This is a genomic window from Streptomyces sp. NPDC002845 (genome assembly GCF_053591955.1).
In genome coordinates this window covers 21,111-44,199 of sequence record NZ_JBSFUU010000081.1, presented here as the reverse complement: position 1 = coordinate 44,199, position 23,089 = coordinate 21,111, and the positions used below count along the sequence as shown (strand labels likewise).

At 71.1% G+C, this 23,089-nt stretch carries 15 protein-coding genes and 1 pseudogene; 8 read left to right on the top strand and 8 right to left on the bottom strand.

What is annotated here, in order from left to right:
* Positions 1-296 precede the first annotated feature (296 nt).
* The 3 genes and pseudogenes from ACWD3C_RS38875 to ACWD3C_RS38865 form a co-directional block, all read right to left on the bottom strand.
* Complete coding sequence (locus ACWD3C_RS38875; RefSeq protein ID WP_451151747.1) at positions 297-1,661, bottom strand: phosphomannomutase/phosphoglucomutase; 1,365 nt, start codon at positions 1,659-1,661, stop codon at positions 297-299.
* Positions 1,662-1,732: 71 nt separating this feature from the next.
* Positions 1,733-3,432, bottom strand: a pseudogene (locus ACWD3C_RS38870) (L-lactate permease).
* Positions 3,433-3,681: 249 nt separating this feature from the next.
* Entirely contained in the window at positions 3,682-4,104 is a 423-nt protein-coding gene (locus tag ACWD3C_RS38865; RefSeq protein WP_451151745.1) for a DUF3499 domain-containing protein, read from the bottom strand.
* Between the two features lie 333 nt (positions 4,105-4,437).
* Between ACWD3C_RS38865 and ACWD3C_RS38860 the strand changes: the two genes are divergently transcribed.
* Complete coding sequence (locus tag ACWD3C_RS38860) at positions 4,438-4,887, top strand: metallopeptidase family protein (RefSeq protein WP_451151755.1); 450 nt, start codon at positions 4,438-4,440, stop codon at positions 4,885-4,887.
* A gap of 52 nt (positions 4,888-4,939) precedes the next feature.
* On the opposite strand, the gene ACWD3C_RS38855 is transcribed toward ACWD3C_RS38860, so the two are convergent.
* The 3 genes from ACWD3C_RS38855 to ACWD3C_RS38845 all read right to left on the bottom strand — a co-directional run bounded on the left by ACWD3C_RS38855 (position 4,940) and on the right by ACWD3C_RS38845 (position 10,527).
* Positions 4,940-6,433 (bottom strand): DUF5719 family protein, encoded by a 1,494-nt coding sequence (locus tag ACWD3C_RS38855; RefSeq protein ID WP_451151743.1) that lies wholly within the window; start codon positions 6,431-6,433, stop codon positions 4,940-4,942.
* A complete protein-coding gene (locus ACWD3C_RS38850) occupies positions 6,430-10,077 on the bottom strand; it encodes a glycosyltransferase (protein ID WP_451151741.1) in 3,648 nt (1,215 codons plus the stop codon). Before ACWD3C_RS38850 ends, ACWD3C_RS38855 begins: the two co-directional genes overlap by 4 nt.
* Before the next feature lie 186 nt (positions 10,078-10,263).
* Positions 10,264-10,527 (bottom strand): WhiB family transcriptional regulator, encoded by a 264-nt coding sequence (locus ACWD3C_RS38845; protein ID WP_003975777.1) that lies wholly within the window; start codon positions 10,525-10,527, stop codon positions 10,264-10,266.
* A 678-nt stretch (positions 10,528-11,205) separates the two neighbouring features.
* Between ACWD3C_RS38845 and ACWD3C_RS38840 the strand changes: the two genes are divergently transcribed.
* From ACWD3C_RS38840 to ACWD3C_RS38825, 4 genes are all read left to right on the top strand, one after another.
* Positions 11,206-11,721, top strand: a complete 516-nt coding sequence (locus ACWD3C_RS38840) for a cysteine dioxygenase (protein WP_451151753.1) — start codon at positions 11,206-11,208, stop codon at positions 11,719-11,721.
* Positions 11,722-11,851: 130 nt separating this feature from the next.
* A complete protein-coding gene (gene cofD, locus ACWD3C_RS38835) occupies positions 11,852-12,811 on the top strand; it encodes a 2-phospho-L-lactate transferase (RefSeq protein ID WP_451151739.1) in 960 nt (319 codons plus the stop codon).
* A 212-nt stretch (positions 12,812-13,023) separates the two neighbouring features.
* On the top strand, positions 13,024-14,382 hold the full coding sequence (locus tag ACWD3C_RS38830) for a coenzyme F420-0:L-glutamate ligase (protein WP_451151751.1): 1,359 nt from the start codon (positions 13,024-13,026) through the stop codon (positions 14,380-14,382).
* Positions 14,383-14,510: 128 nt separating this feature from the next.
* Entirely contained in the window at positions 14,511-15,512 is a 1,002-nt protein-coding gene (locus ACWD3C_RS38825) for a DNA-3-methyladenine glycosylase family protein (RefSeq protein WP_451151737.1), read from the top strand.
* 290 nt (positions 15,513-15,802) lie between these two features.
* On the opposite strand, the gene ACWD3C_RS38820 is transcribed toward ACWD3C_RS38825, so the two are convergent.
* Both ACWD3C_RS38820 and ACWD3C_RS38815 read right to left on the bottom strand, forming a co-directional pair.
* Positions 15,803-16,885, bottom strand: coding sequence for a sugar phosphate nucleotidyltransferase (locus ACWD3C_RS38820; protein ID WP_451151735.1), 1,083 nt, complete (start codon positions 16,883-16,885; stop codon positions 15,803-15,805).
* Positions 16,886-16,957: 72 nt separating this feature from the next.
* Positions 16,958-18,538, bottom strand: coding sequence for a peptidoglycan recognition protein family protein (locus tag ACWD3C_RS38815; protein WP_451151733.1), 1,581 nt, complete (start codon positions 18,536-18,538; stop codon positions 16,958-16,960).
* A gap of 128 nt (positions 18,539-18,666) precedes the next feature.
* On the opposite strand from ACWD3C_RS38815, the gene ACWD3C_RS38810 reads away from it, so the two are divergent.
* The 3 genes from ACWD3C_RS38810 (at position 18,667) to ACWD3C_RS38800 (ending at position 22,790) form a co-directional block, all read left to right on the top strand.
* Positions 18,667-19,422 carry a TIGR03089 family protein gene (locus ACWD3C_RS38810; protein ID WP_451151731.1) on the top strand — a complete coding sequence of 252 codons (756 nt, stop codon included), beginning with the start codon at positions 18,667-18,669 and terminating at the stop codon, positions 19,420-19,422.
* A 205-nt stretch (positions 19,423-19,627) separates the two neighbouring features.
* Positions 19,628-20,809: an LCP family protein gene (locus ACWD3C_RS38805; RefSeq protein ID WP_451151729.1), complete on the top strand. Its 1,182-nt coding sequence runs from the start codon at positions 19,628-19,630 to the stop codon at positions 20,807-20,809.
* 244 nt (positions 20,810-21,053) lie between these two features.
* Positions 21,054-22,790 carry an LCP family protein gene (locus ACWD3C_RS38800; RefSeq protein ID WP_451151727.1) on the top strand — a complete coding sequence of 579 codons (1,737 nt, stop codon included), beginning with the start codon at positions 21,054-21,056 and terminating at the stop codon, positions 22,788-22,790.
* Positions 22,791-23,089 lie beyond the last annotated feature (299 nt).

Here is a 23,089-nt window from a genome sequence, read left to right as displayed (position 1 = left end):
GCTGGAGGGGGCTGGGGTGGGATGACGAGTACTGCTGAGTGGGTGGTCTGTCGGCCTGGCGGCTTCGTCCTCAAACGCCGGACAGGCTGGAGGGGGCTGGGGTGGGATGACGAGTACTGCTGAGTGGGTGGTCTGTCGGCCTGGCGGCTTCGTCCTCAAACGCCGGACAGGCTGGAGGGGCTCGGGTTGGATGACAAGTGCCGCTGGGTGGGTGGGAATGTGCGGGAGGGTGGTGGATGGCTCCCGTCAGCCGTTCTCCTCCAACCCCCCCATCGTCGCCCTGCCCTCCCGTGGCGTCAGCCTCTGATGATCCCCAGCGCCTCGTCCCGGATCTTGGTCATCGTGGTCTCGTCGCGGGCCTCGGCGTTGAGGCGGAGCAGGGGTTCTGTGTTGGAGGGGCGGACGTTGAACCACCAGTCGGCGGAGGAGACGGTCAGGCCGTCCAGTTCGTCGAGTTCGACGCCTTCACGGCCTTCGAAGGCGGTCTTCAGGGCGGCCAGGCGGCCTGTCTGGTCGTCGACCGTGGAGTTGATCTCGCCGGAGGCCGCGTAGCGGTCGTACTGGGCCACCAGGGAGGAGAGGGGGCCTTCCTGGCCGCCGAGGGCCGCCAGGACGTGCAGGGCGGCGAGCATGCCCGTGTCGGCGTTCCAGAAGTCGGCGAAGTAGTAGTGGGCGGAGTGTTCGCCTCCGAAGATCGCGCCGGTGCGGGCCATCTCGGCCTTGATGAAGGAGTGGCCGACGCGGGTGCGGACCGGTGTGCCGCCGTTCTCCTTGACGACCTCCGGGACGGACCAGGAGGTGATCAGGTTGTGGATGATCGTGCCCTTGCCACCGTGCTTGGCGAGTTCGCGGGCCGCGACCAGGGCCGTGATGGCGGAGGGGGAGATCGGAGCGCCCTGCTCGTCGACCACGAAGCAGCGGTCCGCGTCGCCGTCGAAGGCGATGCCGAGGTCGGCGCTCTCCTCGCGGACGCGCTTCTGGAGGTCGACGATGTTGGCGGGGTCGAGGGGGTTGGCCTCGTGGTTCGGGAAGGTGCCGTCCAGCTCGAAGTACATCGGGACGAGGTCGAGGGGCAGGCCGGCGAAGACCGTGGGGACGGTGTGGCCGCCCATGCCGTTGCCGGCGTCGACGACGACTTTCAGCGGGCGGATGGAGGCGAGGTCGACGAGGGAGCGGAGGTGCGCCGCGTAGTCCTCCAACGTGTCGCGTTGCGTGATCGTTCCCGGCGTCGCGGCGGGCTCCGGGGCGCCCGAGTCGGTCCAGGACTCGACCAGTTCGCGGATCTCGGCCAGGCCCGTGTCCTGGCCGACCGGCGCGGCGCCCGCGCGGCACATCTTGATGCCGTTGTACTGCGCGGGATTGTGGGAGGCGGTGAACATCGCGCCGGGCAGGTTCAGGGCGCCCGAGGCGTAGTAGAGCTGGTCGGTCGAACACAGGCCGATCTCGGTCACGTTCACCCCACGGGCGGCCGCCCCGCGCGCGAAGGCACGTGAGAGCCCCGGCGACGAGGGCCGCATGTCGTGCCCGGTCACGAGGGCGTCCGCGCCCGTGACCTGGGCGAAGGCCGCTCCGAAGAGCTCGGCCAGTGGCTCGTCCCACTGGTCGGGGACCACTCCGCGTACGTCGTACGCCTTCACGATCGTCGACAGATCAGCAGCCACGACCAACCCTCCTGAAGTCCTCATCGATGACCCCAAACTACCTGCCGTAAGTGACAGTCAGCTGTGCCGTCTCACGGAAGCATCCACTCCAGTACGGGCGAGCTCCGACCCACCACGATCAGGCACATCACCAGCAGCAGCCCGAGGCTCCACGGCAGCACCTTGCGCAGAAGATCACCCTCGCGGCCCGCGAGCCCGACCGCCGCGCACGCGATGGTCAGGTTCTGCGGGGAGATCATCTTGCCGAGTACACCACCGGAACTGTTGGCGGCGGCGAGGAGTTCCGGCGAGAAGCCCGACTCGCGGGCGGCGCTCACCTGGAGGGCACCGAAGAGCGCGTTGGCCGACGTGCCCGAGCCGGAGACCACGACGCCGAACCACCCGAGCACGGGCGACAGGAAGGCGAGCCCGGCCCCGGTCGCCGCCACGAAGTGGCCGATCGTGGCGGCCTGTCCGGAGAGGTTCATCACGTACGCAAGGGCCGGTACGGACGTCACCGTGAGGATCACGAACCGCAGTTCGCGCACGGTGGCCGCCCACTCCTTGACGACCACGCGCGCGTGGACCCCCGGTACGACCGCCGTGCGCAGCTCGGCGAGCAGCACCAGGGTGCCGCCGGTGGAGACGATCGGCCAGGTGAAGATGTTGCCGCCGACCGGGTTGCCGTCCGGGTCGGTCACGTTGAGGAACGGCCAGTCGAAGGTGCGGGTCGCCTCGGCCGGCCAGTCCTTCACGACGGGGAGTTGGGCGATGGAGAAGATGGCGAAGATGGCGACGATCAGCGCGTATGGGGCGTACGGGGCGTAGGCGCGCGCGACTTCGCGCGGCGGTCCTCCTCGTCCAGGTCCTCGCTGCTTACGCCGGTGAGGACCGCGGCGCGTACGGGTTCGGCGGCGGGCCTGCGCGCGTGGGGTACGGCGACCAGGGCGCCCGCACCCATCAAGGCGGCTCCGATGTCGGCGAGTTGGGCGGAGACGTAGTTGGACGCGACGAACTGGCCCAGGGCGAAGGCGATTCCGCACACCAGGGCGGGCACCCAGGTCTCACTCCCGCCCGTCACCCGATCACCGCCCCTCAACGACGCGCTTCGCGCGGCCCCTTCTGATGGCGCCGCCCGTCGACCAGGCCGACCAGGCCGAACGGCACCACGAGGGCCGGCAGCGGTGTCTGACGGCCCACCACGAGGCGACGGTGTCCAGGGGCAGTTCGGTGACCTGGGTGAGTGTCACGACCGGGGTGCCCATGGCGCCGAAGGCGACCGGTGCGGTGTTGGCGATCAGCGCGACCACGGCCGCACGCACCGGTTCAAAGCCGAGGGCGACGGGCATCACCGAGCAGAATGGCGACCCGCGCGCCGAAGCCCGTGAGGGCTTCCAGGAGCGCGCCGAAGCAGAACGCCACGACGAGCGCCTGGAAGCGCGGGTCGTCGGAGAGCCACCCGAAGTTGCGGCGGAGGATGTCGAAGTGCCGGGTGCGGACGGTCATCCGGTACACCCACAGGGCGTTGACGACGATCCACATGATGGGGAAGAGCCCGAAGGTGGCCCCCTGGACGGCTCCTGAGAGCGTCTGGCCGATCGGCATGCCGTACCGCGAGAGGCGACCAGCGCGGCCGCCACGAGCCCGATCAGGCCCGCTCTGTGGGCCTTCATGCGGACATGCGGACACCGCCCAGCAGGACCAGGACGATGGCGAGGGGCAGGGGCAGGGTCGCGATGAGCGTGGAGAGGCTGAGCGAGTCGGCCACGGGCTCCAGTTCCTGGATGTACACGGGCGCCCCCGGGATCCCCGGATTCCGCGACGCGGAAAGCGATTTCTCGCGCGTACGCGGAATGCTTGCGTCCGCGACAACCTCGCGTCAATGCGTGTGCGCCGACGAGTGAAACCCGCGCATGGGGAAGGGAGTTCGGCGAGCGTCCGCGACAGGGGCCGAATCTCGCCTGTCAGTTGTCGCTTGCCGGTGGCCAGTTGCCGCCTGTCAGCTGTTCCCTGTCACCTATTCCCGGTCAGTTGTTCCCGGTCAGTTGTCCGGGGAGCGCAGCACCCGCAGGTGGCCGCGGCGGGCGACCTCCATCGGGTCGGCCGTACGCGCGCTCCCGCCGGCCTCGGCGGCGCGCTGCTGCGGACGGGCGGCCTCGCGTACGGCGTTGGCAAGCGCTTCCAGGTCGTCACCGCTGGGCCGGGCGGGGGCCGAGCCGTCGAGGAGCCGTACGACCTCCCAGCCGCGCGGGGCGGTGAGGCGCTCGGAGTGCTCGGCGCACAGGTCGTAGCAGTGAGGTTCGGCGTAGGTGGCGAGCGGGCCGAGGACCGCGGTCGAGTCGGCGTAGACGTACGTCAGCGTCGCGACGGCGGGACGGCCGCAAGCGGTGCGCGAACAGCGACGTACAGGGCTCACGATGTTGGACGGTACCGCACTCTTGAGCGGGCCGCGACGACTCTCCACCAGGTCACTCCACCGTGTCGTGGTGTGAAACGCCCCACACGCCCCTCTGGACACACCTTCCTGACCTGTGCGGAAGAGGTCATTCGGGATACCGAACACCCTGAGTACGATCACGAGTTTCCGCAAACCCTATCAATTGCCGCGAGTTCGACGGTCTCGGAGAGATACGGAATCGAGCCCAACCTTGGCTGGAATGGTCATCCGCCGACATGCCGTACGACCCTCCTCCGGGCCCTCTCCGGGCCCTCTCCAGCGCCTCCGGGCGAGGCGCGCGGCCGGGTCCCCGAGCGGGTTCGGGAGTGTGGACCTCCTGGGGATTACTCTTCGGAGGTGATGGACAACCCCGTACCGCCCCGTGCCGCCGCACCCGGGCCCCGCCGCCGTGACCGGCACGGCCGGGGCATGCGCGGTCCGATCGCGCCGCCGCAGGTGCCGCTCGCCGCGAGCCGTGCCGAGGTGTTCGCGGATCTGGTGCAGGACTCCGTGGAGCGGCTCGAGCGGCGGTGGCCGCAACTGGCGGACATCGATTTTCTGGTACTCGAAGTGCCGCGGCTCGACGGGCCCGGTGGGCCCTGGAACGACGAGGCCGTGCCTCTGGGGGGCATCGTCCCCGCCCGTGAAGGGCGTCCCGCGCGGGTCGTCGTTTACCGGCGGCCGGTCGAGATCCGTACCAAGGGGCGCGACGAGCGGGCCGCGCTGGTTCACGAGGTCGTGGTGGAGCAGGTGGCCGAACTGCTGGGGCTCACCCCGGAGACGGTGGACCCTCGGTACGGCGAGGACTGAGGCGCCTCCTGCCGAGAGGCCCTGCTACGGAGATGCCTGCTGCCGAGGCGCTCTACTTCTGCAGTACCGCCAAGTCCTGTTCCGCCTCCGGTACCGCCACCGTCCCCCTGTCGTCCGGCAGGGTCTGGACGGTGAAGGCGGGCACACCGCCCACCGTGATCGCGAGCATGCGGGAGGCGTAGACAGGGCCCCCGGAGGTCGGCTCGACGGTCAGGGCGTAGGTGCCCTTCAGGCCCTCGGGGACCGGGAACTCGACGTTCTCCGTCGTGCCGGCCTTGATCGTGAAGGTCTGCGTCGCCGAGGTGCCGCCCTCGGTGCCCTCGGAAGCGGTGACCCTGACCTCGGCCGTGCGGTCCGGGGCGGTCAGGGCGAGGGTGGTGCCCTTGGCGCGGTTGTCGACGGTGGTGGCGCGGGCGCCGACCGGGCGGGCGGCCGGGATGAAGGCCGACTCCTGCTTGGCACCCTTGCCCCGGATGACCTGGAGGGCGGCCACGACCGGGACGGAGGTGCCCGTGGGGGTCAGGACCAAGGAGCCCGCCTCGCCTCGGGTGATGTCGCCGAGGTCGACGGCGGCCGTCATGCCGGCCTTCACGTGAAGGGTCTCGTTGCCGGCCGGGGTGATCGGGCCGGAGGGGGAGGCCAGGCGGACCTTGAGGTCGGCGTCGGTGTCGCCGGGGGCGAAGGCGACCAGGCGGACCGCCGTCGCGTCCTTCGGGATGCCGGGCAGGACCAGGCTGCCCGCCGGGTCCGTGGAGGGCGCCAGCCAGTCGCCGCCCAGCTTGTCGTCCAGGGACTGGACCGCCGCGGCGACCCGGCCGCTGCGCACGCTCACGTGCACGGTCACGTCCGGCTCCTTGCCCTCGGCCAGCGTGGGGAGCAGGACCGGCTCGCTGGAGAGCGGCTGGACCGTGATGCCCTCCCCCACCGTCGATTCGAGGGTGCCGTCCTTGCCGTAGAGCTCGATGTCGACGACGGCGGCGGAGTCGTCCGGGTTGGTCAGATGGACGTAGTCGGTGCGGTTCTCGGCCGTGCCGGCGCCGGGGAACCAGAACTCGGTGTCCGGGGCGGTGCAGTTGGTGCCGAGCAGACCGCGACCGTTGCCCGCGGCGACCTCGGTGGTCTCCTGGACGGTCCAGCCGGGCGCGAACCGTCCCTCGGCCGTGCCGAGCAGCGCGGGCGTGCCGGAGCCGTCGACGGTGTTGGCGACCGGCTTGCCGGGCTCCTTGGGCTCGACGACAGGCTTGGCGGCCTTCCCCTTCGCCGGCTTCTCCTTCGCCGGCTTCTTCTTCCCCGCCGCCACGAGTTCGGCCGTGCCGTCGTCTCCCGTGCCCTCCGTGACCGGCGTGAACGACGTGTACGTCGTCTTCGCCACGCCCGACGTGCTCGGCTGGGGGCAGAGCAGGCTCGTGCGCTCCACGGGCAGCTGGGCGGCCGCCTTGGCGGTGGTGTCGCTGCCGGGGGCGGTGGGCTCGTTCAGTACGGCGAAGCCGGTGACGCCGGCGAGCGCGGTGACGCCGGCGATCAGGGACAGGGTCGTGCGGTTCACTGCTGGCTCCCGTCGGGGCGCTCACTGTCGTCGGTGCCGTGCGACGGGTCGTACGGCATCTGGTAGCCCTGGTCGTACGTCTGGTCGTACGACGGTGTCGTGCTCCCGTAGGCGTACGGGTCGTACTGGCCGCCCTGGTACGGGTCCGCCTGGTACGGCTGCTCGTACGTGCCCGCCGGGTACTGCTGGGTGCCCTGGTAGGCCGCCTGGTCGTACTGGTCGTACTGGCTTTGTTCGGCGCCCGCGTAGCTCGGGGTGTCCCACTCTCCGTAGGCCGGCTGCTGCGGGACCGGGGCGGGGGCCTCCTCCTCCGGAGGAGGCAGGGTGGGGTCTGCGGACTGTTCGGCCTCGGCCTCCGCCTGGGCGCGCAGGCGGCGGGCGCGGCGGCCGTCGCCGGTGATGTCCTGTGCGGGCACGGGCGACGGCTCCTCGGGGAGGTCGTCGTCGACGTCCCGGCGGCGGCCGGGGAGGGCGAGAACCACGAGGACGACGGCGAGCGAGCCCTGTGCCCACAGCCAGCCGGTGTGGCTCAGGGGGGCGTCGAAGACGACGTCCAGCTTGCCGCCGGACTCCGGGAGCCGGAAGCCCTGGGCCCAGCCGTCGACCGTGGTGGGGGTGAGCGGCTTGCCGTCCAGGGTGGCCGTCCAGCCCTCGTCGGCGGTGTCGGCGAGGCGCAGGACGCGGCCCGAGTCGCCGGTGGGGATGTCGGTGTGGATCTCGACGGGGCCCGCCGCGATGGGCTGCGGTTCGCCGGAGTCGGCGACGATGGTGGCGCGGGCGACCTGGCGGTCCAGGCGCCACAGGGCGCTGCCGTCCTGCTGGCTGAGCCGGGTCAGGCCGGGCGTGGCGTCCAGGACGCGGCCGATCTCGCGGGGCGCGCCTTTGTGGACGAGGACGTAGCGGACGGCGAAGCCGCCGAGTTCGTCGGCCTGGTCGGCGCCGGAGCCTGCGACGAGGTTGGCGACGACGTTGTCGAGCTGCGTGTTCTCGCCGGCCTCCGCCGCGAGTTCGGCGTCGCCGAGGCGGACGCCGGAGCCGCGGACCAGGGTGTAGCCGACGCGCGTGGTGGAGTCACTGTCGAGGACCAGGGTGCGGGCCTGGTCGCGCGTGCCGCTCTCCTCGGCGACGAACGCGGGCACCTGCACCGGGTCGCGGCGCTCCAGGGGCCCGTCGGCGCCGCCGATCATCCACCCGGCGGCCACGAGCAGCGGCCCGGCAGCGGCGGCGAAGGCGATGAGCGCGGCCAGTGGCTGACGCCAGCCGAAGCTCTGCTCGGCCACGCGCGCGCGTGCCCCGTCGGCGCCCATCAGGGCGGCGGCGAGGAGGGCGATGCCGTAGACGAGGGTGGCGGGTCCGGCCCAGGTGGAGCTGTTGGAGAGGATCGCGAAGACGAGTGCCACCAGGGCGGTGACCCAGGCCGTCCAGATTCCGAACTGACGCTCGGAGCGCAGCAGGGCGGCCAGCGCGGCCAGGACGACGCCGATGAGCATCAGCCCGCTGACCGTGCCGGGCCCGCCGGGGCTGGCACCGAGCAGGTCGGACGCGGAGGCCGTGCTCGCGCCGTACTCCAGGCCGGCTTCCTTGAAGAAGCCGAACGGCAGCAGCGTCAGCGACCAGGGGGCGAGGATCAGCAGCGGGGTGCCGAGCTGGGCGAGGAAGCGGAGCCCGTAGGCGGTGATGTCGCCGCGGCGCACCACGAGGAGCGCGACGCCGAGGATCAGCGCGATGGGCCACACGACCGGCGTGAACGCGGTGGTGATCGTCAGCAGCAGCGCGTACGCCCAGGTGGCCCGCCAGCTTCCGCGCCCCGTCGGCGAGGCGAGGCCGGCGGCCACCACGCCCGCGCGCGCCATGAGCGGCAGCAGGACCGCGAGGACGGCGGTGCCGATGCGGCCGCCCGCGAGGGCGCCGGTGGCGGCGGGCAGGAAGGCGTAGACGACGGCCGCCCAGGCGCGCAGCAGCCGCGAGGGGATGAGGGACCGCGAGGCGAAGTACGCGGTGCAGCCGGCCAGCGGTACGGAGGCCACGAGCAGGAGGGTGACCGCGAGCCCGGTGGAGCCGAGGAGCAGCGAGGCGAGCATGGCGACGAGCGCGAGATACGGCGGCGCGGACTGCGAGCCCCCCGCACCCACCGGATGCCAGCTGTCGAGATAGCGCGCCCACAGACCGGAGGAGTCGGCGGGGGCGGGCAGCAGCGCGCCGCCCGCGAGCGCGCCCGAGCCGAGCAGTGCGCGGCAGGCGACGAGCGAGACGAGCAGCAGGACCGCGAAGAGCACCGGGCCGGGTTTGCGGGCGACGCGCTTGAGCCGGGCGAACTGTTCGACTTCCAGGAAGTCGGCATCGTCTCCGCCGGGCCCGGACTCCACCGCTCCGCCGTGCCGTCCGCCCGAGGCGACCTCGGGGTCGGAGCGGCCCACCAGGTTGCCCGCGGCCTGCTCGACGGTGGCCCGTACGGTCGCGCCGGGCGGCGGGAACAGCGGGCGCAGCTCGCCCTTGTCGGCCTGGGGGCTGCCTCTCCTGCGCCGCCCGGCGATGATCCGCTCGGGCCGCAGCAGGACTCCCAGAAGGCCCCGGATCTCGTCGACGGCCTGTCCGGGGACCTTGCCGACGAGGTAGGCGACGGTCCGCAGCAGGGTGCCGAGCACGACCCGGAACAGCACCCAGGGCAGCTGTGCCGTACGGGAGTTGACGAGCAGCGTGTAGACGGCGCCCGCCTTGTCGACCATGTGCGGGGAGGCGGCGCTGCGGCCCACGCAGTCGACGGTGCGGCGCTCTCGGGAGGCCGCCTCGGCGTGCCGTACGACGGCTTCGGGGGCGACGAGGACGCGGTGGCCGGCGGCCGTGGCGCGCCAGCACAGGTCGACGTCGTCGCGCATCAGGGGCAGCCGCCGGTCGAAGCCGCCCAGCTGGTCGAAGACGTCGCGGCGGATCAGCATGCCGGCGGTGGACACGGCCAGCGTGGGTTTGACGTGGTCGTGCTGGCCCTGGTCCTGTTCGCGGCGGTCCAGGCCGGTCCAGCGGCGGCCGGAGTTGGCGATGGTGACGCCGACTTCGAGGAGCTGGCGGCGGTCGTACCAGCCGCGCAGCTTGGGGCCGACGACTGCGATGTCGTCCCGGCCCAGCTCGCGCTCGTGCTCGACGACCCTCAGGAGCTGGGCGAGGGCGTCCGGTTCGGGGGCGCAGTCGTCGTGCAGGAGCCACAGCCACTGCTCGGGCTCGCCGTGGGGGAGCTCCGGCATGTCGTACGCGTCGTCGCGCCACGTGCGCGTGACGGGGTCCCAGCCGCTGGGGCGCTTGAGGTACGTCAGCTCGTCCGGAGTGAGCACGCCGGCGGTGCGGTTGACCTCGTCGACAGCCTGGCCGAAACCGGTGCGCCGGGCGAGATGGAGGACCCGGTCGGCGCCGAGAGCCTCGGTGAGCAGCTGGGCGGAGGCGTCCGCGCTACCGGTGTCGGCCGCCATGGCGTTCTGGACGGGGCGCTCCTGTCCGAGCAGCCCGGCGAGCGCCTCGGGCAGCCAGCGGGCGCCGTCGTGGGCGACGAGCACCGCGGTCACCACGTGACGCGGGAACTCGGGCGGACGGGTCGGGTCGAACGACGCTGTGGCAGCGGTCTGGTGGGCTGCCGTGTGGCTGTGCACGGACATCGAGGTACGGGCCCCGGTTCGATGGACTGCGGTGGACGTCTGTGCCCACAGGTGGCGGCGGGACGTCTTGGACGGAGGCCCACACTAACGGCTGGACAAGATCGCGGCCCGCCGCCTGTGGACAACCCACCGGCGACGGGCCGTTCGTTACGTAAGGGTGTGCGCCGTTTGGTTCGAACGGCCAGGTCAGACGGCGGCCTTCTTCAGGCGGCGGCGCTCGCGCTCCGACAGGCCGCCCCAGATGCCGAACCGCTCGTCATTGGCGAGCGCGTATTCGAGGCATTCGGAGCGGACCTCGCACGCGAGGCAGACCTTCTTGGCCTCGCGGGTCGAGCCGCCCTTCTCGGGGAAGAAGGACTCGGGATCGGTCTGGGCGCACAGCGCGCGCTCCTGCCAGCCGAGTTCCTCGTCCGCGTCGTCGACCAGCAGTTGCTGCACGAGCTCGGTCATGTGCGCCCCTCGTCTGTCTTCGCGTCCCCGTGGTGCTGCCGTTACCGATTTCGGCTGAACGACACGAGTGAAATTACAAGTGTGCTGCTACGGGCGAGTCAAGCCGAGATCTGCTATTGGGTCCCTTATTCACTCTGCGGAACCAAGGCCATGCGGAAAGTGTTCAAATCGGCATAAACCTTGACAGTGGCCTGACGGCAGCAGGGTGCGGAGCGGTCTCCCTTCCCTTACGGGGAAGGACGCCCAGAAGTTCGATCTCGTTCCGGACAACCGCCACGAGGTCCGTGCGCCCGGTTGTGCGCCATGTGTCCCCAGGGGTCCTTGAACAAACCTTTCATCTGCCAGATGAACCGGATGAGGTGAAACATCTCCCATATTCCGGACGTCAAGTTGACAGCTGAGGTGTGAACCGCTGTCCTTGTGGGCATGCTCGCGAACTTGGCACTCACCTCGACCCGCCCCGCCGGGTCCCTCGGTGCTGCCCGCGCTCGCTGTAGCTGTCGCTGTTCCGGCTGTTGAGCCCAACGCGCTCCGGCTGCCACTGAGTCCACCGCGACTCGGCTGCTTGTTCCCCAACGCCCACATCAGGGCACACGTGACGTCCGTGACCCGGGCGGACCGTCCGCGACACCCGGCCCCATGCTCTCCGCACTCTCCGCCGAGGAATCACAGCACCCCATGAACAGCGACAGCGACCTGCAGATCGCCGGCGACATCCTCGAAGTACCGCACCTCCTCCAGGCCCCCCGCGAGCACCCGGTCACCGTGGCCGAGTTCGTCGGCCTCGCCCGTTCCATCGCCGCCGACCGCTCCCAGTGGGAGCACCTCGTCCAGTACGACGCCACCTCCCGCTGGTACCACCGGCTGCGCACCGGACCCGGCTACGAGGTGTGGCTGCTGTCCTGGGTGCCCGGACAGGGCAGCGAACCGCACGACCACGGCCGCTCCTCCGGCGTACTGACCGTCCTCGACGGCACCCTGACCGAGCGCACCGAGCGGGGCACGCGCGCGCTCGGCGCCGGTGCGCAGCGGGTTTTCGCGCCGGGGTATGTACACGAGGTCGTGAATGACGCGCTCGAACCCGCCGTCAGCCTGCACGTGTACTACCCGGGGCTGACCGAGATGCCGATGCGCGCCTCCGCCTGCGCGGCGGGGGAACCGCACGGCAGGCCGGTGGAGGCCGTGGCTCCTTGATCCCGTGGCTCCTTGATCCCGTGCCTCCCGGCTTCCCGTGTCACCCGGCATCCCGTGTCACCCGGCCGAAAACCGCGCGTGGCCGCGACCGGCCGACGCGTTGTCGTACCCGCCTGCCAGACTTGCTCCCATGCGCATTGTGGTTCTGGCAGGCGGCATCGGTGGTGCCCGGTTCCTGCGTGGTCTGAAGCAGGCCGCGCCGGAGGCGGACGTCACGGTCATCGGCAACACCGGGGACGACATCCACCTCTTCGGGCTGAAGGTCTGCCCGGACCTCGACACGGTGATGTACACGCTCGGCGACGGCATCAACGAGGAGCAGGGCTGGGGCCGGGCCGACGAGACGTTCCATCTCAAGGAGGAGCTTGCCGCGTACGGCGTGGGGCCGGAGTGGTTCGGGCTCGGGGACCGGGACTTCGCCACGCACATCGTGCGCACCCAGATGCTGGGCGCGGGCTATCCGCTGAGCGCCGTCACCGAGGCGCTGTGCGACCGGTGGAAGCCCGGGGTGCGGCTCATCCCGATGTCCGACGACCGGGTCGAGACGCATGTCGCCGTCGAGGTCGACGGCGAGCGCAAGGCGGTCCACTTCCAGGAGTACTGGGTACGACTGCGGGCCTCTGTGCCCGCCGAGGCGATCGTGCCGGTGGGCGCCGAGCAGGCGAAGCCCGCGCCGGGTGTCCTGGAGGCCATCGCCGAGTCGGACGTCGTCCTCTTCCCGCCGTCCAACCCCGTCGTCTCCATCGGCACGATCCTCGCCGTGCCCGGCATACGCGAGGCGATCGCCGACGCCGGGGTGCCCGTCGTCGGCCTCTCCCCCATCGTCGGGGACGCACCCGTGCGCGGCATGGCCGACAAGGTGCTCGCCGCGGTCGGCGTCGACTCCACGGCGGCGGCTGTCGCCGAGCACTACGGGTCGGGGCTGCTGGACGGGTGGCTGGTCGACACGGTGGACGCGGGTGCGGTCGAGCGGGTCGAGACGGCGGGGATCCGGTGCCGCGCCGTGCCGCTGATGATGTCCGACGTGGACGCGGCGGCCCGGATGGCCGGGGAGGCGCTGGCATTGGCGGAGGAGGTGCGGGGGGTTTGAGCGGCGGGATTTCCGAGGGGGCGGGGCGCCTGAACAGCGAGCCCCCCGAGAGTGCGAAACGCCTGAGCAACGGGCCTTCCCAGAGTCCGGAGAGCGTGAACAGCGGGCTTGCCGAGGGGGCGGGGAGCCCGGGTGGTGGTGCACCCCGCGCGGGCGGAGCGGCCGGGGGCGGTCAGCTGGGCGGTGGCGGAGCGGTCGGGCCGTCCGAGCGTGTGGTCGAGGGCCGGGGTGCGAGCGTTACCGCAGGGCCCCCGGCTCATCAGTCTTCGGGGGCCGCATCCGGCTACCGGGTGTGGGCCGTGGACGGGATACCCGAGGTCCGGCCGGGCGACGATCTCGCCAAGCTCGTCGCAGCCGCGGAGCCGGGGCTCGTCGACGGTGATGTGCTGCTCATCACCTCGAAGATCGTGTCCAAGGCGGAGGGGCGGATCGTCGAGGCCACCGACCGGGAGGCCGCCATCGACGCCGAGACCGTACGGGTCGTGGCGCGGCGGGGGCCGTTCCGGATCGTCGAGAACCGGCAGGGGCTGGTGATGGCCGCCGCCGGGGTCGACGCCTCCAACACCCCTGCCGGGACCGTGCTGTTGCTGCCCGAGGACCCGGACGCCTCCGCGCGTGCGCTGCGGCAGGGGCTGCGTGACGTGCTCGGGGTCGACGTCGGGGTCGTCGTCACGGACACCTTCGGGCGGCCCTGGCGCAGTGGTCTGACGGATGTGGCCATCGGGGCCGCGGGCGTGCGCGTGCTCGACGATCTGCGGGGCGGGACGGACTCGTACGGCAATCCGCTCAGCGCGACCGTCGTCGCGACCGCCGACGAGCTGGCCGCCGCCGGGGATCTGGTCAAGGGGAAGGCCTCCGGGCTGCCCGTCGCCGTGGTGCGCGGGCTGGGGCACGTGGTGGCCGAGGACGACGGTGAGGGGGCGCGGGCGATGGTGCGGGACGCGCGGGACGACTTGTTCCGGCTCGGTACGTCCGAGGCGGTACGGCTGGCGGTGACCCAGCGGCGTACCGTACGGGCGTTCACCGACGAGGCCGTCGACCCCGGTGCAGTACGGCGGGCCGTGGCCGCGGCCGTCACCGCGCCGGCGCCGCACCATACGACGCCTTGGCGGTTCGTGCTCCTTGAGTCGGCGGAGTCGCGGATACGGCTGCTCGACGCCATGCGGGACGCGTGGATCGCGGATCTGCGGCGGGACGGGAAGACCGAGGAGTCCATCGCGAAGCGGGTGCGGCGGGGGGATGTGCTGCGGAACGCGCCGTATCTGGTGGTGCCGTGTCTCGTGATGGACGGGTCGCACACGTACGGGGACGCGCGGCGGGACGGGGCCGAGCGGGAGATGTTCGTTGTCGCCGCCGGGGCCGGGGTGCAGAACTTCCTCGTCGCGCTGGCCGGGGAGCGGCTCGGGTCCGCGTGGGTGTCGTCGACGATGTTCTGCCGGGATGTCGTACGGGAGGTGCTGGGGCTGCCGGAGGGGTGGGACCCGATGGGGGCCGTGGCGGTGGGCCATGCGGCGGAGGAGCCGAGGGCTCGGGGTGAGCGGGATGCGGGGGCCTTTATCGAGGTGCGGTGAATGGCTGTCGAGGTGCGGTGATATCGCTGTCGTGGTGTGGTGATACGGCTGTTGAGGTGCGGTGATACGGCCGTACGTCGCTGCCCGTTGTTGTTGTTTCTGTTACTTCGGATCCCGGGACCTTGTTCGTGGCAGGACGTTTCGCGCCTCGGCCCACGCGTACGAGTGTGCGTGGTGGGCATGTTGTCGTGCCCGGAGGTGTGCCGAAACCTCCGGTGGGGCCTGGGCGGAGCCGGACGTGGGTGCCGGAGGGGCCGCTCGATCTCGGGCTGGTGCTCGGGCCGTTGCGGCGTGGGCCCGGGGATCCGACGTTCCGTACGACGCCGGACGGGGCCGTGTGGCGGGCGAGCCGTACGCCGGTGGGGCCCGGGACCCTGCGGGTCGCGCTGCGGGGTGGGGTGGTGTCGGCGGAGGCGTGGGGGCCGGGGGGTGAGTGGCTGCTCGACCGGGTTCCGGAGTTGCTGGGGGCGTTGGACGATCCGTCCGCGTTCTCGCCTCGGCATCGGGTGGTCGCGATGGCTTGGCGGCGGCGGCCGGGGTTGCGGTTGACGCGGACCGGGCTGGTGTTGGAGTCGTTGATTCCGTCGATTCTGGAGCAGAAGGTGACGACGGATGAGGCGTATCGGGCGTGGCGGTTGCTCGTGCGGAAGTACGGGGAGACGGCGCCTGGGCCCGTGCCCGGGGGGATGTGTGTCATGCCCGGGCCTCGGGAGTGGGCCCTGATTCCGTCCTGGGAGTGGCATCGGGCCGGGGTGGACAACAAGCGGGCCTCGGCGGTGTTGCGGGCGGTCGGGGTGGCGGGGCGGTTGGAGGAGGCCGTCGGGATGTCGCCGGTCGAGGCGCGGGCTCGGTTGGAGGTGGTGCCGGGGGTGGGGCCGTGGACCTCGGCGGAGACCGTGCAGCGGAGTCATGGGGCGGCGGACGCGGTGACTGTGGGGGATCTGCATCTGCCGGGGATTGTGGGGTTTGCGTTGGCGGGGGATCGGGATGCGGATGACGCGGTGATGTTGTCGCTGTTGGAGCCGTATGCGGGGCAGCGGCATCGGGCGGCTCGGTTCATTTTGTTGAGTGGGCGGGGGCCGGCGCGGCGGGTTCCGCGGATGCCGCGGGGGGATATTGGGCGGTTGTAGGGGCGGGCGGTTGTGTGTGCCGGTTGCTGTGCGGGGTTGTTTTCGCCCCCGCCGCCCCTACCCGTTCCCATCCTCCAGGGGCTGCGCCCCTTCGACCCCGCTTGGGGGCTGCCGCCCCCGGACCCCCGCTTGGAGGGGTGTGGGGTGGGTGGGCTGTGAGCGGGTGGGTGGGGTGGTTCGGGTGGGTGGTGTGGGTTGTGGGGTGAGTGCGGGTTGTGTGTGGCTGGTCGCGCCCACGCGGCGGAGCCGCATATCGATACAGCCCCGCGCCCCTGACGGGGCGCCCCCGCTCACTGATCCGGTGAGAAGCGGAGGGCGGCTTTGGGGATGTGGGCGTCGCACCAGACGCGTACGCCGGTGTGGAGTTCGTTGTCGGCGCCGATGACGGCGCCGTCGCCGATGACGGCGCCGGTGAGGATGGAGCGTTGGCCGATGCGGGCGCGGGCGCCGATGAGGGAGTCGGTGATGACGGCGCCGGGCTCGACGACGGCGCCGGCCAGGACGGTACTGCCGGAGAGGCGTGCGCCTTCGCCGACCAGCGCGCCCTCGCCCACGACCGTGCCGCCGGTGAGCTTGGCGTCGCCTGCCACGTGGGCGGTGGGGAGGATCAGGCGGTCGCCGCAGCGGCCCGGGACCGCGGGGGAAGGGGCACGGCCCAGGACGAGGTCCGCCGAGCCTCGTACGAAGGCCGCCGGGGTGCCCAGGTCCAGCCAGTAGGTGGAGTCCACCATTCCCTGCAGGTGGGCGCCTGCCGCGAGCAGGTCCGGGAACGTTTCCCGCTCCACCGAGACCGGGCGGCCCGCCGGGATCGTGTCGATGACGGAGCGGCGGAAGACGTACGCGCCCGCGTTGATCTGGTCCGTGACGATCTCTTCCGGGGTCTGGGGTTTCTCCAGGAAGGCCGTGACCCGGCCCGTCCCGTCCGTCGGCACCAGGCCGTACGCCCTGGGGTCCGTGACCTGCGTCAGGTGCAGGGACACGTCCGCCGCCGTCGACTCGTGCGTGGCCACCAGGGCGCCGATGTCCAGGCCCGTCAGGATGTCGCCGTTGAAGACCAGGATCGGGTCCTCGGGGCCCGAGTGGAGCCGGGAGGCGACGTTGCGGATGGCGCCGCCCGTGCCGAGCGGTTCCTCCTCCGTGACGTACTCCAGGTGGAGGCCCAGGGCGGAGCCGTCGCCGAAGTGCGGTTCGAAGACCTCGGCCAGGTAGGACGTCGCGAGGACGATGTGGTCGACGCCCGCCGCCCGTGCCCGCGCCAGCTGGTGCGTGAGGAAGGGGACCCCGGCCGCCGGAAGCATCGGCTTGGGAGTGTGGACCGTGAGGGGACGCAGCCGGGTACCTCTGCCGCCGACCAGGAGGATCGCTTCAGTCACCTGTCGTCTCTGCTTCCTGCCAGGACCGGCCGAACTGTTTTTCGGCCGGCCAGTGTGTGCAGACCGTTCGTCTCAGGTACGGCCCTGCAGTCGCGCCGCGTCCGTGCGGGCCGCGCCGAGCTTGCCGTACAGGTGTTGGCCCGGGCACTCGGTGGCGAAGCCGTCGCGGTGGCCGGAGATCACGTTCAGTCGCACCTTCTTACCTTTTCTGTAGAGATTGCCGCCACCCGATGTCAGATATGTCTTGCCCTGCGGATTCACCTGGTGCAGACCGAGCTTCCACGCCGTCAGCTTCGAGATGGCCTTGACCGTGGCCGCGGGGGGCTTGGTGCTCGCGTAACTGCCGAGAACGGCGACCCCCGTGCTGTTCGTGTTGAAGCCGAGGGTGTGGGCGCCCATGACCGGCTTCGCCACGCCACCCGCCCGGCCCTCGTAGAGGTTTCCGCACTTGTCGACGAGGAAGTTGTAGCCGATGTCGCGCCACCCACTGCTCACGACGTGGTAGCGGTAGATACTGCGGATGACCGAAGGGGCTTGTGAGCAGCGGTAGTTGTTGCCCGACGCCGTGTGGTGCACGAAGGCCGCCTGGACCCGCTTGGTGTAGAGGAAGTCGCGCTCGCGCAGCTTCTCGTTCGCGCCCCAGCCGCGCCGGGTGATGATGCGCGGACGCGGTCCGATGTACGGCTTCTTCACCTCCGCTGCCGCGTCCACGACCTGTTGGTCGGTCTCCTTCTTCGACAGCGCCGGGATCACGGTGGCGCCCAGTGGTACGAGTTCGGCGTTGACGGCGGACGCGGCGGCGCCCTCGACGGTCATCGGGATGCGCGGGGTGTCCACGGGCGCGCCCTCGGGTGCCGGTCCGGCGGGCGGCGGCTCGGCGGGCGGCGGTTCGGCGGGCGGCGGTTCGGCGAGCGGCGGTTCGGCGAGCGGCGGTTCGGCGAGCGGCGGTTCGGCGAGCGGCGGTTCGTCTCCGGAGGCGACTCCGGAGGCGACTCCGGGACCGGCTCCTGGACCGGCTCCCGGGCCGTCTCCTGGACCGGCTCCCGGGCCGTCTCCTGGACCGGCTCCCGGGCCGTCTCCGGGGTCGACGAGTTCGAGGCGCAGCCCGTCCGGCAGCGCCTGGACACCCGAAGCGCCGGTGCGCTCCTCCGCCTCGGCCCGCACCCGGAGTTCGACGCCGTCCGAGTCGCCCACCCACAGCGGGGCCGTGGATCCGCGCACCCGGCCGGAGGCGCTCTCGGCGGTGTCCGGGTCGGCCGCGTGCGCGTGGTTGTGCGTCTCGATGTCCTGCCAGCCGGACCAGTGGGTCGTGCCGGTCGCCCGGGTACGGACCTGGACACGGCCGTGCAGTTCCGCGTCGGGGTTGTCCCATACGACGCCGACCAGCGAGAACGACCGTACGCCCCGGCGCCCGATCCCCTGTTCGAACGCGCCCTGCCCGGCCGCGCGGTCGCTGCCCAGCGGGGTGAGGGGGACCGACTGAGTACTGCCGGGCGCGGACACATCGGACGCGGCGGACGCATCGGACGCGGCGGACGCATCGGACGCGCGAGGCGCGGCGGACGCGGAGAGGGCGAGCGGGAGCGACACGACGACGGCGGCGGCGCAGGTGACACCGATCGCGGAAGCGAGGAAAGCAGAAAAACTACGCATGTCCCTGATCCTTGACATAGTGAGACATATATGTCCATCCGAGAATTGACGGGGCGTCGGGCCCACTCAGCCGAACCGGTGACACGCCCCTTCCTCCCGCCGCCCCGGCCCCGCGTACGCTTGCGCGCGTGAACGCCACCGACCGCACCCCTGCCGACCTGCTGCGATCCGCGCTCGCCGCGGACCCCGCGCGCCCTCTGGTGACCTTCTACGACGACGCCACAGGCGAACGTGTCGAACTATCCGTGGCCACCTTCGCCAATTGGGTGGCCAAGACCGCCAACCTCCTCCAGGACTCCCTGTCCGCCGAACCCGGTGACCGGCTCGCGCTGCTGCTGCCCGCGCACTGGCAGACGGCGGTGTGGCTGCTCGCCTGCTCCTCGGTGGGCGTGATCGCCGACGTCGACGGCGAACCGGCGGTGGCCGACCTCGTCGTCAGCGGGCCCGACACCCTCGACGCGGCCCGCGCCTGCTCCGGTGAGCGCGTCGCCCTCGCCCTGCGCCCCCTCGGCGGGCGCTTCCCGCAGGCCCCGGCCGGCTTCGCCGACTACGCCGTCGAGGTCCCCTCCCAGGGCGACCGTTTCGCCCCGTACGCCCCCGTCGACCCCGAGGAGCCCGCGCTGATCGTCGCCGGGCGGGAGTTCACGGGGGCGGAGGTTGTCGAGCGGGCCCGGGACGAGGCGACGGGGCTCGGGCTGACGGGGCCCGGGTCGCGGATTCTGTCCGCCCTGCCTTACGACACGTGGGAAGGACTGAACGCCGGGTTGTACGCGCCGCTCGCCACCGGAGGTTCTGTGGTGCTGTGCCGGAACCTTGATCGGCTGGAGGGCGAGGCTGTGGACAAGCGCGTCGAGAGTGAGCGGGTTACTGCGATTTCGCGGTAGCACTCCGCTTGGGGCGCCGCGTCACTGACGTCATTGCGCGTCTGACGGCCGTCTGTGGCTGGTCACGCCCACGCGGCGGAGCCGCACAATGTCACACACCCCTGAAAACACCTCGTTCGGCCCAACCCGAGCCGCGCCGCACCCCCTCCCCCCTCATCGTCGTAACTACACGACACGCTCGTACGCCGTGAGGGGTGGACCCGAAGTGACCGACACCGAAGGCAGGCTCCCCGGGCCCGAGGCCGGGGCCGTACGGCGGCGGCGCCGGTGGCGCTGGGTGCGGTGGGTCCTGGGTGGGGCGGCCCTGGTGGTGGCCGGAGCCGTCGGGGGCGGGTGGGTGGCGTACCAGAAGCTGGACGGGAACATCACGTCGGACACGACGGCGGCGGACGAGCTCGCGCGGTACGAGAAGGAGCGGCCGACCCCGTTGGTGCGGGGCGCCCAGAACATTCTGCTGATCGGGTCGGACACGCGCTCGGGGCACGGGAACGGGAAGTACGGGCGGGACTCGGGGACCGAGCGTTCCGACACCACGATCCTGTTGCATCTGGCGGCCGACCGGCGCAGCGCGACCGCCGTCTCGATCCCCCGCGACCTGATGGTCGACGTGCCGGACTGCCGGCGGCCGGACGGCAGCCGCACCGGGCCGATGTTCACGATGTTCAACCACGCGTTCGAGGCGGGTGGTTCGGCCTGCACGATCCGTACGGTCGAGAAGCTGACGGACATCCGGGTGGACCACCATGTGGTCGTGGACTTCCACGGGTTCAAGAGGATGGTCGACGCGATCGAAGGCGTCGAGGTCTGCCTGAAGGAGCCGATCGCCGACGAGGAGGCCAGGCTGAGGCTGCCCGCGGGCAAGGTGTGGCTCGACGGGGAGCAGGCCCTCGGCTATGTCCGGGCCCGCAAGTCGCTGGGCGACGGCAGCGACACCGAGCGGATGGAACGGCAGCAGCGGTTCCTGGGCGCGCTGGCCGGCAAGGTCCGCGGCAACGACGTACTGATGAATCCCGTGAAGCTGTATCCGCTGCTCGACGCGGCCACCTCGTCGCTCACCACGGACCCGGGGCTGGCGAGTCTGCGCGGGCTCTACGATCTCGCGCGAGGGCTGCGCACGATCCCCACGGAACGGGTGCAATTCCTGACCGTTCCCCGGCAGTCGTACGTCCACAACGCGAATCGCGACCAACTGGTGGAGGCCGAGGCGGAGAAACTCTTCGGACGGCTGCGCGCGGACGCGCCGGTGGCGGTGGCACGGGAAGTTCCCGAATCGGGAGTGCCCAAGTCGGGACTTCCCGGCGAAAATCGGCCTTACAGGCCCTCTTCCACTCCCGAGCCGGCGCCCACTTTCCGAGGCAGCACGGCTGCCGAGGACGCCTGCGGATGAGCCGCTGAAGGCACCCGTAAGTAAAACGCACGTCAACGCCAGGAACAAATACTCTAAGAAATGGGCGGATTGCCCAGTTGTAGGGACGTGGAATTTGTCACCGTCGTCGCTCGGCTGCTGATCGGGCGGATAGTGTGAGCGATCCGGTGTGTCAGGCCCTGCGGTCGCGCACCACTTGCACGAGACCCGAGCGCCTTTGGAGGGGGAAGGCGCCGCGTGGCCCCAACGGAGGAATCGGTAAACCGTGGACGCGCAAGGCCGTGGGCGGGCGGACGACATCGACCCCGCAGACCAGTGGGTACTCAACCCGAGCACCGGTGAATACGAACTGCAACTGACTCCTTCCGTACCGCAGTCGGCCGTGCCGAGACCGCGCGGCGCCGGTACGGCCTCGGCGACGGCAGGCATGAGGGCCGCCGAGCCCCGTGCGCGCACCGCGACCGCTCCGGACACCCGGGAGATTCCCGAGGTGGGGCCGCGCCGTCGCCGTGGGGCGCCGGAGGAGCCGCCGCCGGGGCGCCGCAGGGGCCGTACGAAGCCCAAGAAGTCCAAGGGCAAGAAGGTCCTGATCTGGACGGGCGGCACGCTGGCCTTCGTCCTGGTCGCCACGACCGCGGTGGGCTACTTCTACTACCAGCACCTCAACGACAACATCACGGCCGTCTCCGACGACGGGGCGGGTACCGGCGGCTTCAGCAAGGACCGGGCGATCAACCTGCTGGTGCTCGGCACCGACACGCGCACGGGCGAGGGCAACGACGACGAGGGATACGGCGACACGGAGAGCGTCGGCCACGCGGACACGACGATCCTGCTGCACGTCTCCAAGGACCGGTCGAACGCGACCGCGATGAGCATCCCGCGGGACATGATCGTCGACATCCCGGACTGTCCGACCGAGCAGGAGGACGGCACCACGGAGACCATCCCGGGCGTCACCGGCCAACGCTTCAACGTCAGCCTCGGCCAGGACGGCCGCACCCCGAGCTGCACGATGCGGACGGTCACCGAACTCACCGGGATCGAGATCGACCACTTCATGGTGGCCGACTTCAACGCGGTGAAGACGCTGTCCTCGGCGGTCGGCGGGGTCGAGGTCTGCCTGGAGAAGGACATCAACGACCCCAAGTCCAAGCTGAGTCTGCCCGCGGGCGACCACACGCTGGAAGGCGAGGAGGCACTGGCGTTCCTGCGCACCCGCTACAGCGTGGGCTTCGGCAGCGACCTGAGCCGGATCCAGCTCCAGCAGCAGTTCCTCAGCTCACTGATCCGCAAGCTGAAGTCGAACGACACCCTCACCAGCCCGACGAAGATGCTCAAGCTGGCGGAGGCAGGCACCGAGGCGCTGACCGTCGACTCGCAGATCGCGGACATAAAGAAGCTCGCCGCGCTCGGCCAGGAGGTCGGCAAGGTCAACATCAAGAACATCTCCTTCACAACGGTGCCGGTGGTCGACAACACCGACAAGGCGACCGTGCTGCCCGCCGAGGGCAAAGCCGAGTCGCTGTTCCAGGCCATCCGCGAGGACGTCTCGCTCACCGAGGTGAAGAAGCAGGAGCAGAAGAAGAAGACCTCGAAGCTCAAGGGCACGCGGGCCGAGGCCGCCGACGTCCGGGTCCATGTCTACAACGGCGGTGCCCCCGCCGGCAGCGCCCAGGAAACTCTCAACTGGCTGCAGAACGATGTGGACGTGGCCAAGTCCAGCCAGCTGGGCAACGCTGACGCGACCCAGGCCAAGACGACCCTCGCGTACGATCCCGACCAGGCCGACCAGGCACGCAAGCTGGCCGACCTGATGGGGCTGAAGGCGTCCGCGCTGAAGCCCGGCAAGGGCAACAGCGAGACCAACGCCCAGGGGCTGCCCGCGATGGTGCTGATCCTGGGCGAGGACTTCAAGGGCGCCGGGGTTCCGCTGAACGCGACGACGGCGAACGTGGACGTCGAGAAGAACACGGCGGACAAGAAACTGTGCGCCAGTTGATGGCCTGCCGACGGTGACCTGACAGGGTCTTCCGGCGTCTGACCGGGCACACCCACATCCCTCTGGGCGTGGGCGTGCCCGAGCCATGTGTACACAGGTGCCGCATGCGTACGGCGGCACGCGCACACAGGTGCGGCAGGTATCACAGGTGTCAGCCGATTCGGGCGTATGACTCGTTCAACAGAACGGGCGCGGGTGTACATCCGAGTCGGGACCTCAGTGGTCCAACACGTGCGGGACACATCCCGTTCGTAGGCAGACAGTTCGTAGTGCAGGCAGTTCCAGAGCAGACAGCAAGT

Coding starts and splice junctions, on each gene's coding strand:
- ACWD3C_RS38815 (WP_451151733.1), bottom strand. CDS start 18,538: ATGCGTAGTTTTTCTGCTTTCCTCGCTTCCGCGATCGGTGTCACCTGC.
- ACWD3C_RS38840 (WP_451151753.1), top strand. CDS start 11,206: ATGAACAGCGACAGCGACCTGCAGATCGCCGGCGACATCCTCGAAGTA.
- cofD (WP_451151739.1), top strand. CDS start 11,852: ATGCGCATTGTGGTTCTGGCAGGCGGCATCGGTGGTGCCCGGTTCCTG.
- ACWD3C_RS38860 (WP_451151755.1), top strand. CDS start 4,438: ATGGACAACCCCGTACCGCCCCGTGCCGCCGCACCCGGGCCCCGCCGC.
- ACWD3C_RS38845 (WP_003975777.1), bottom strand. CDS start 10,527: ATGACCGAGCTCGTGCAGCAACTGCTGGTCGACGACGCGGACGAGGAA.
- ACWD3C_RS38850 (WP_451151741.1), bottom strand. CDS start 10,077: ATGTCCGTGCACAGCCACACGGCAGCCCACCAGACCGCTGCCACAGCG.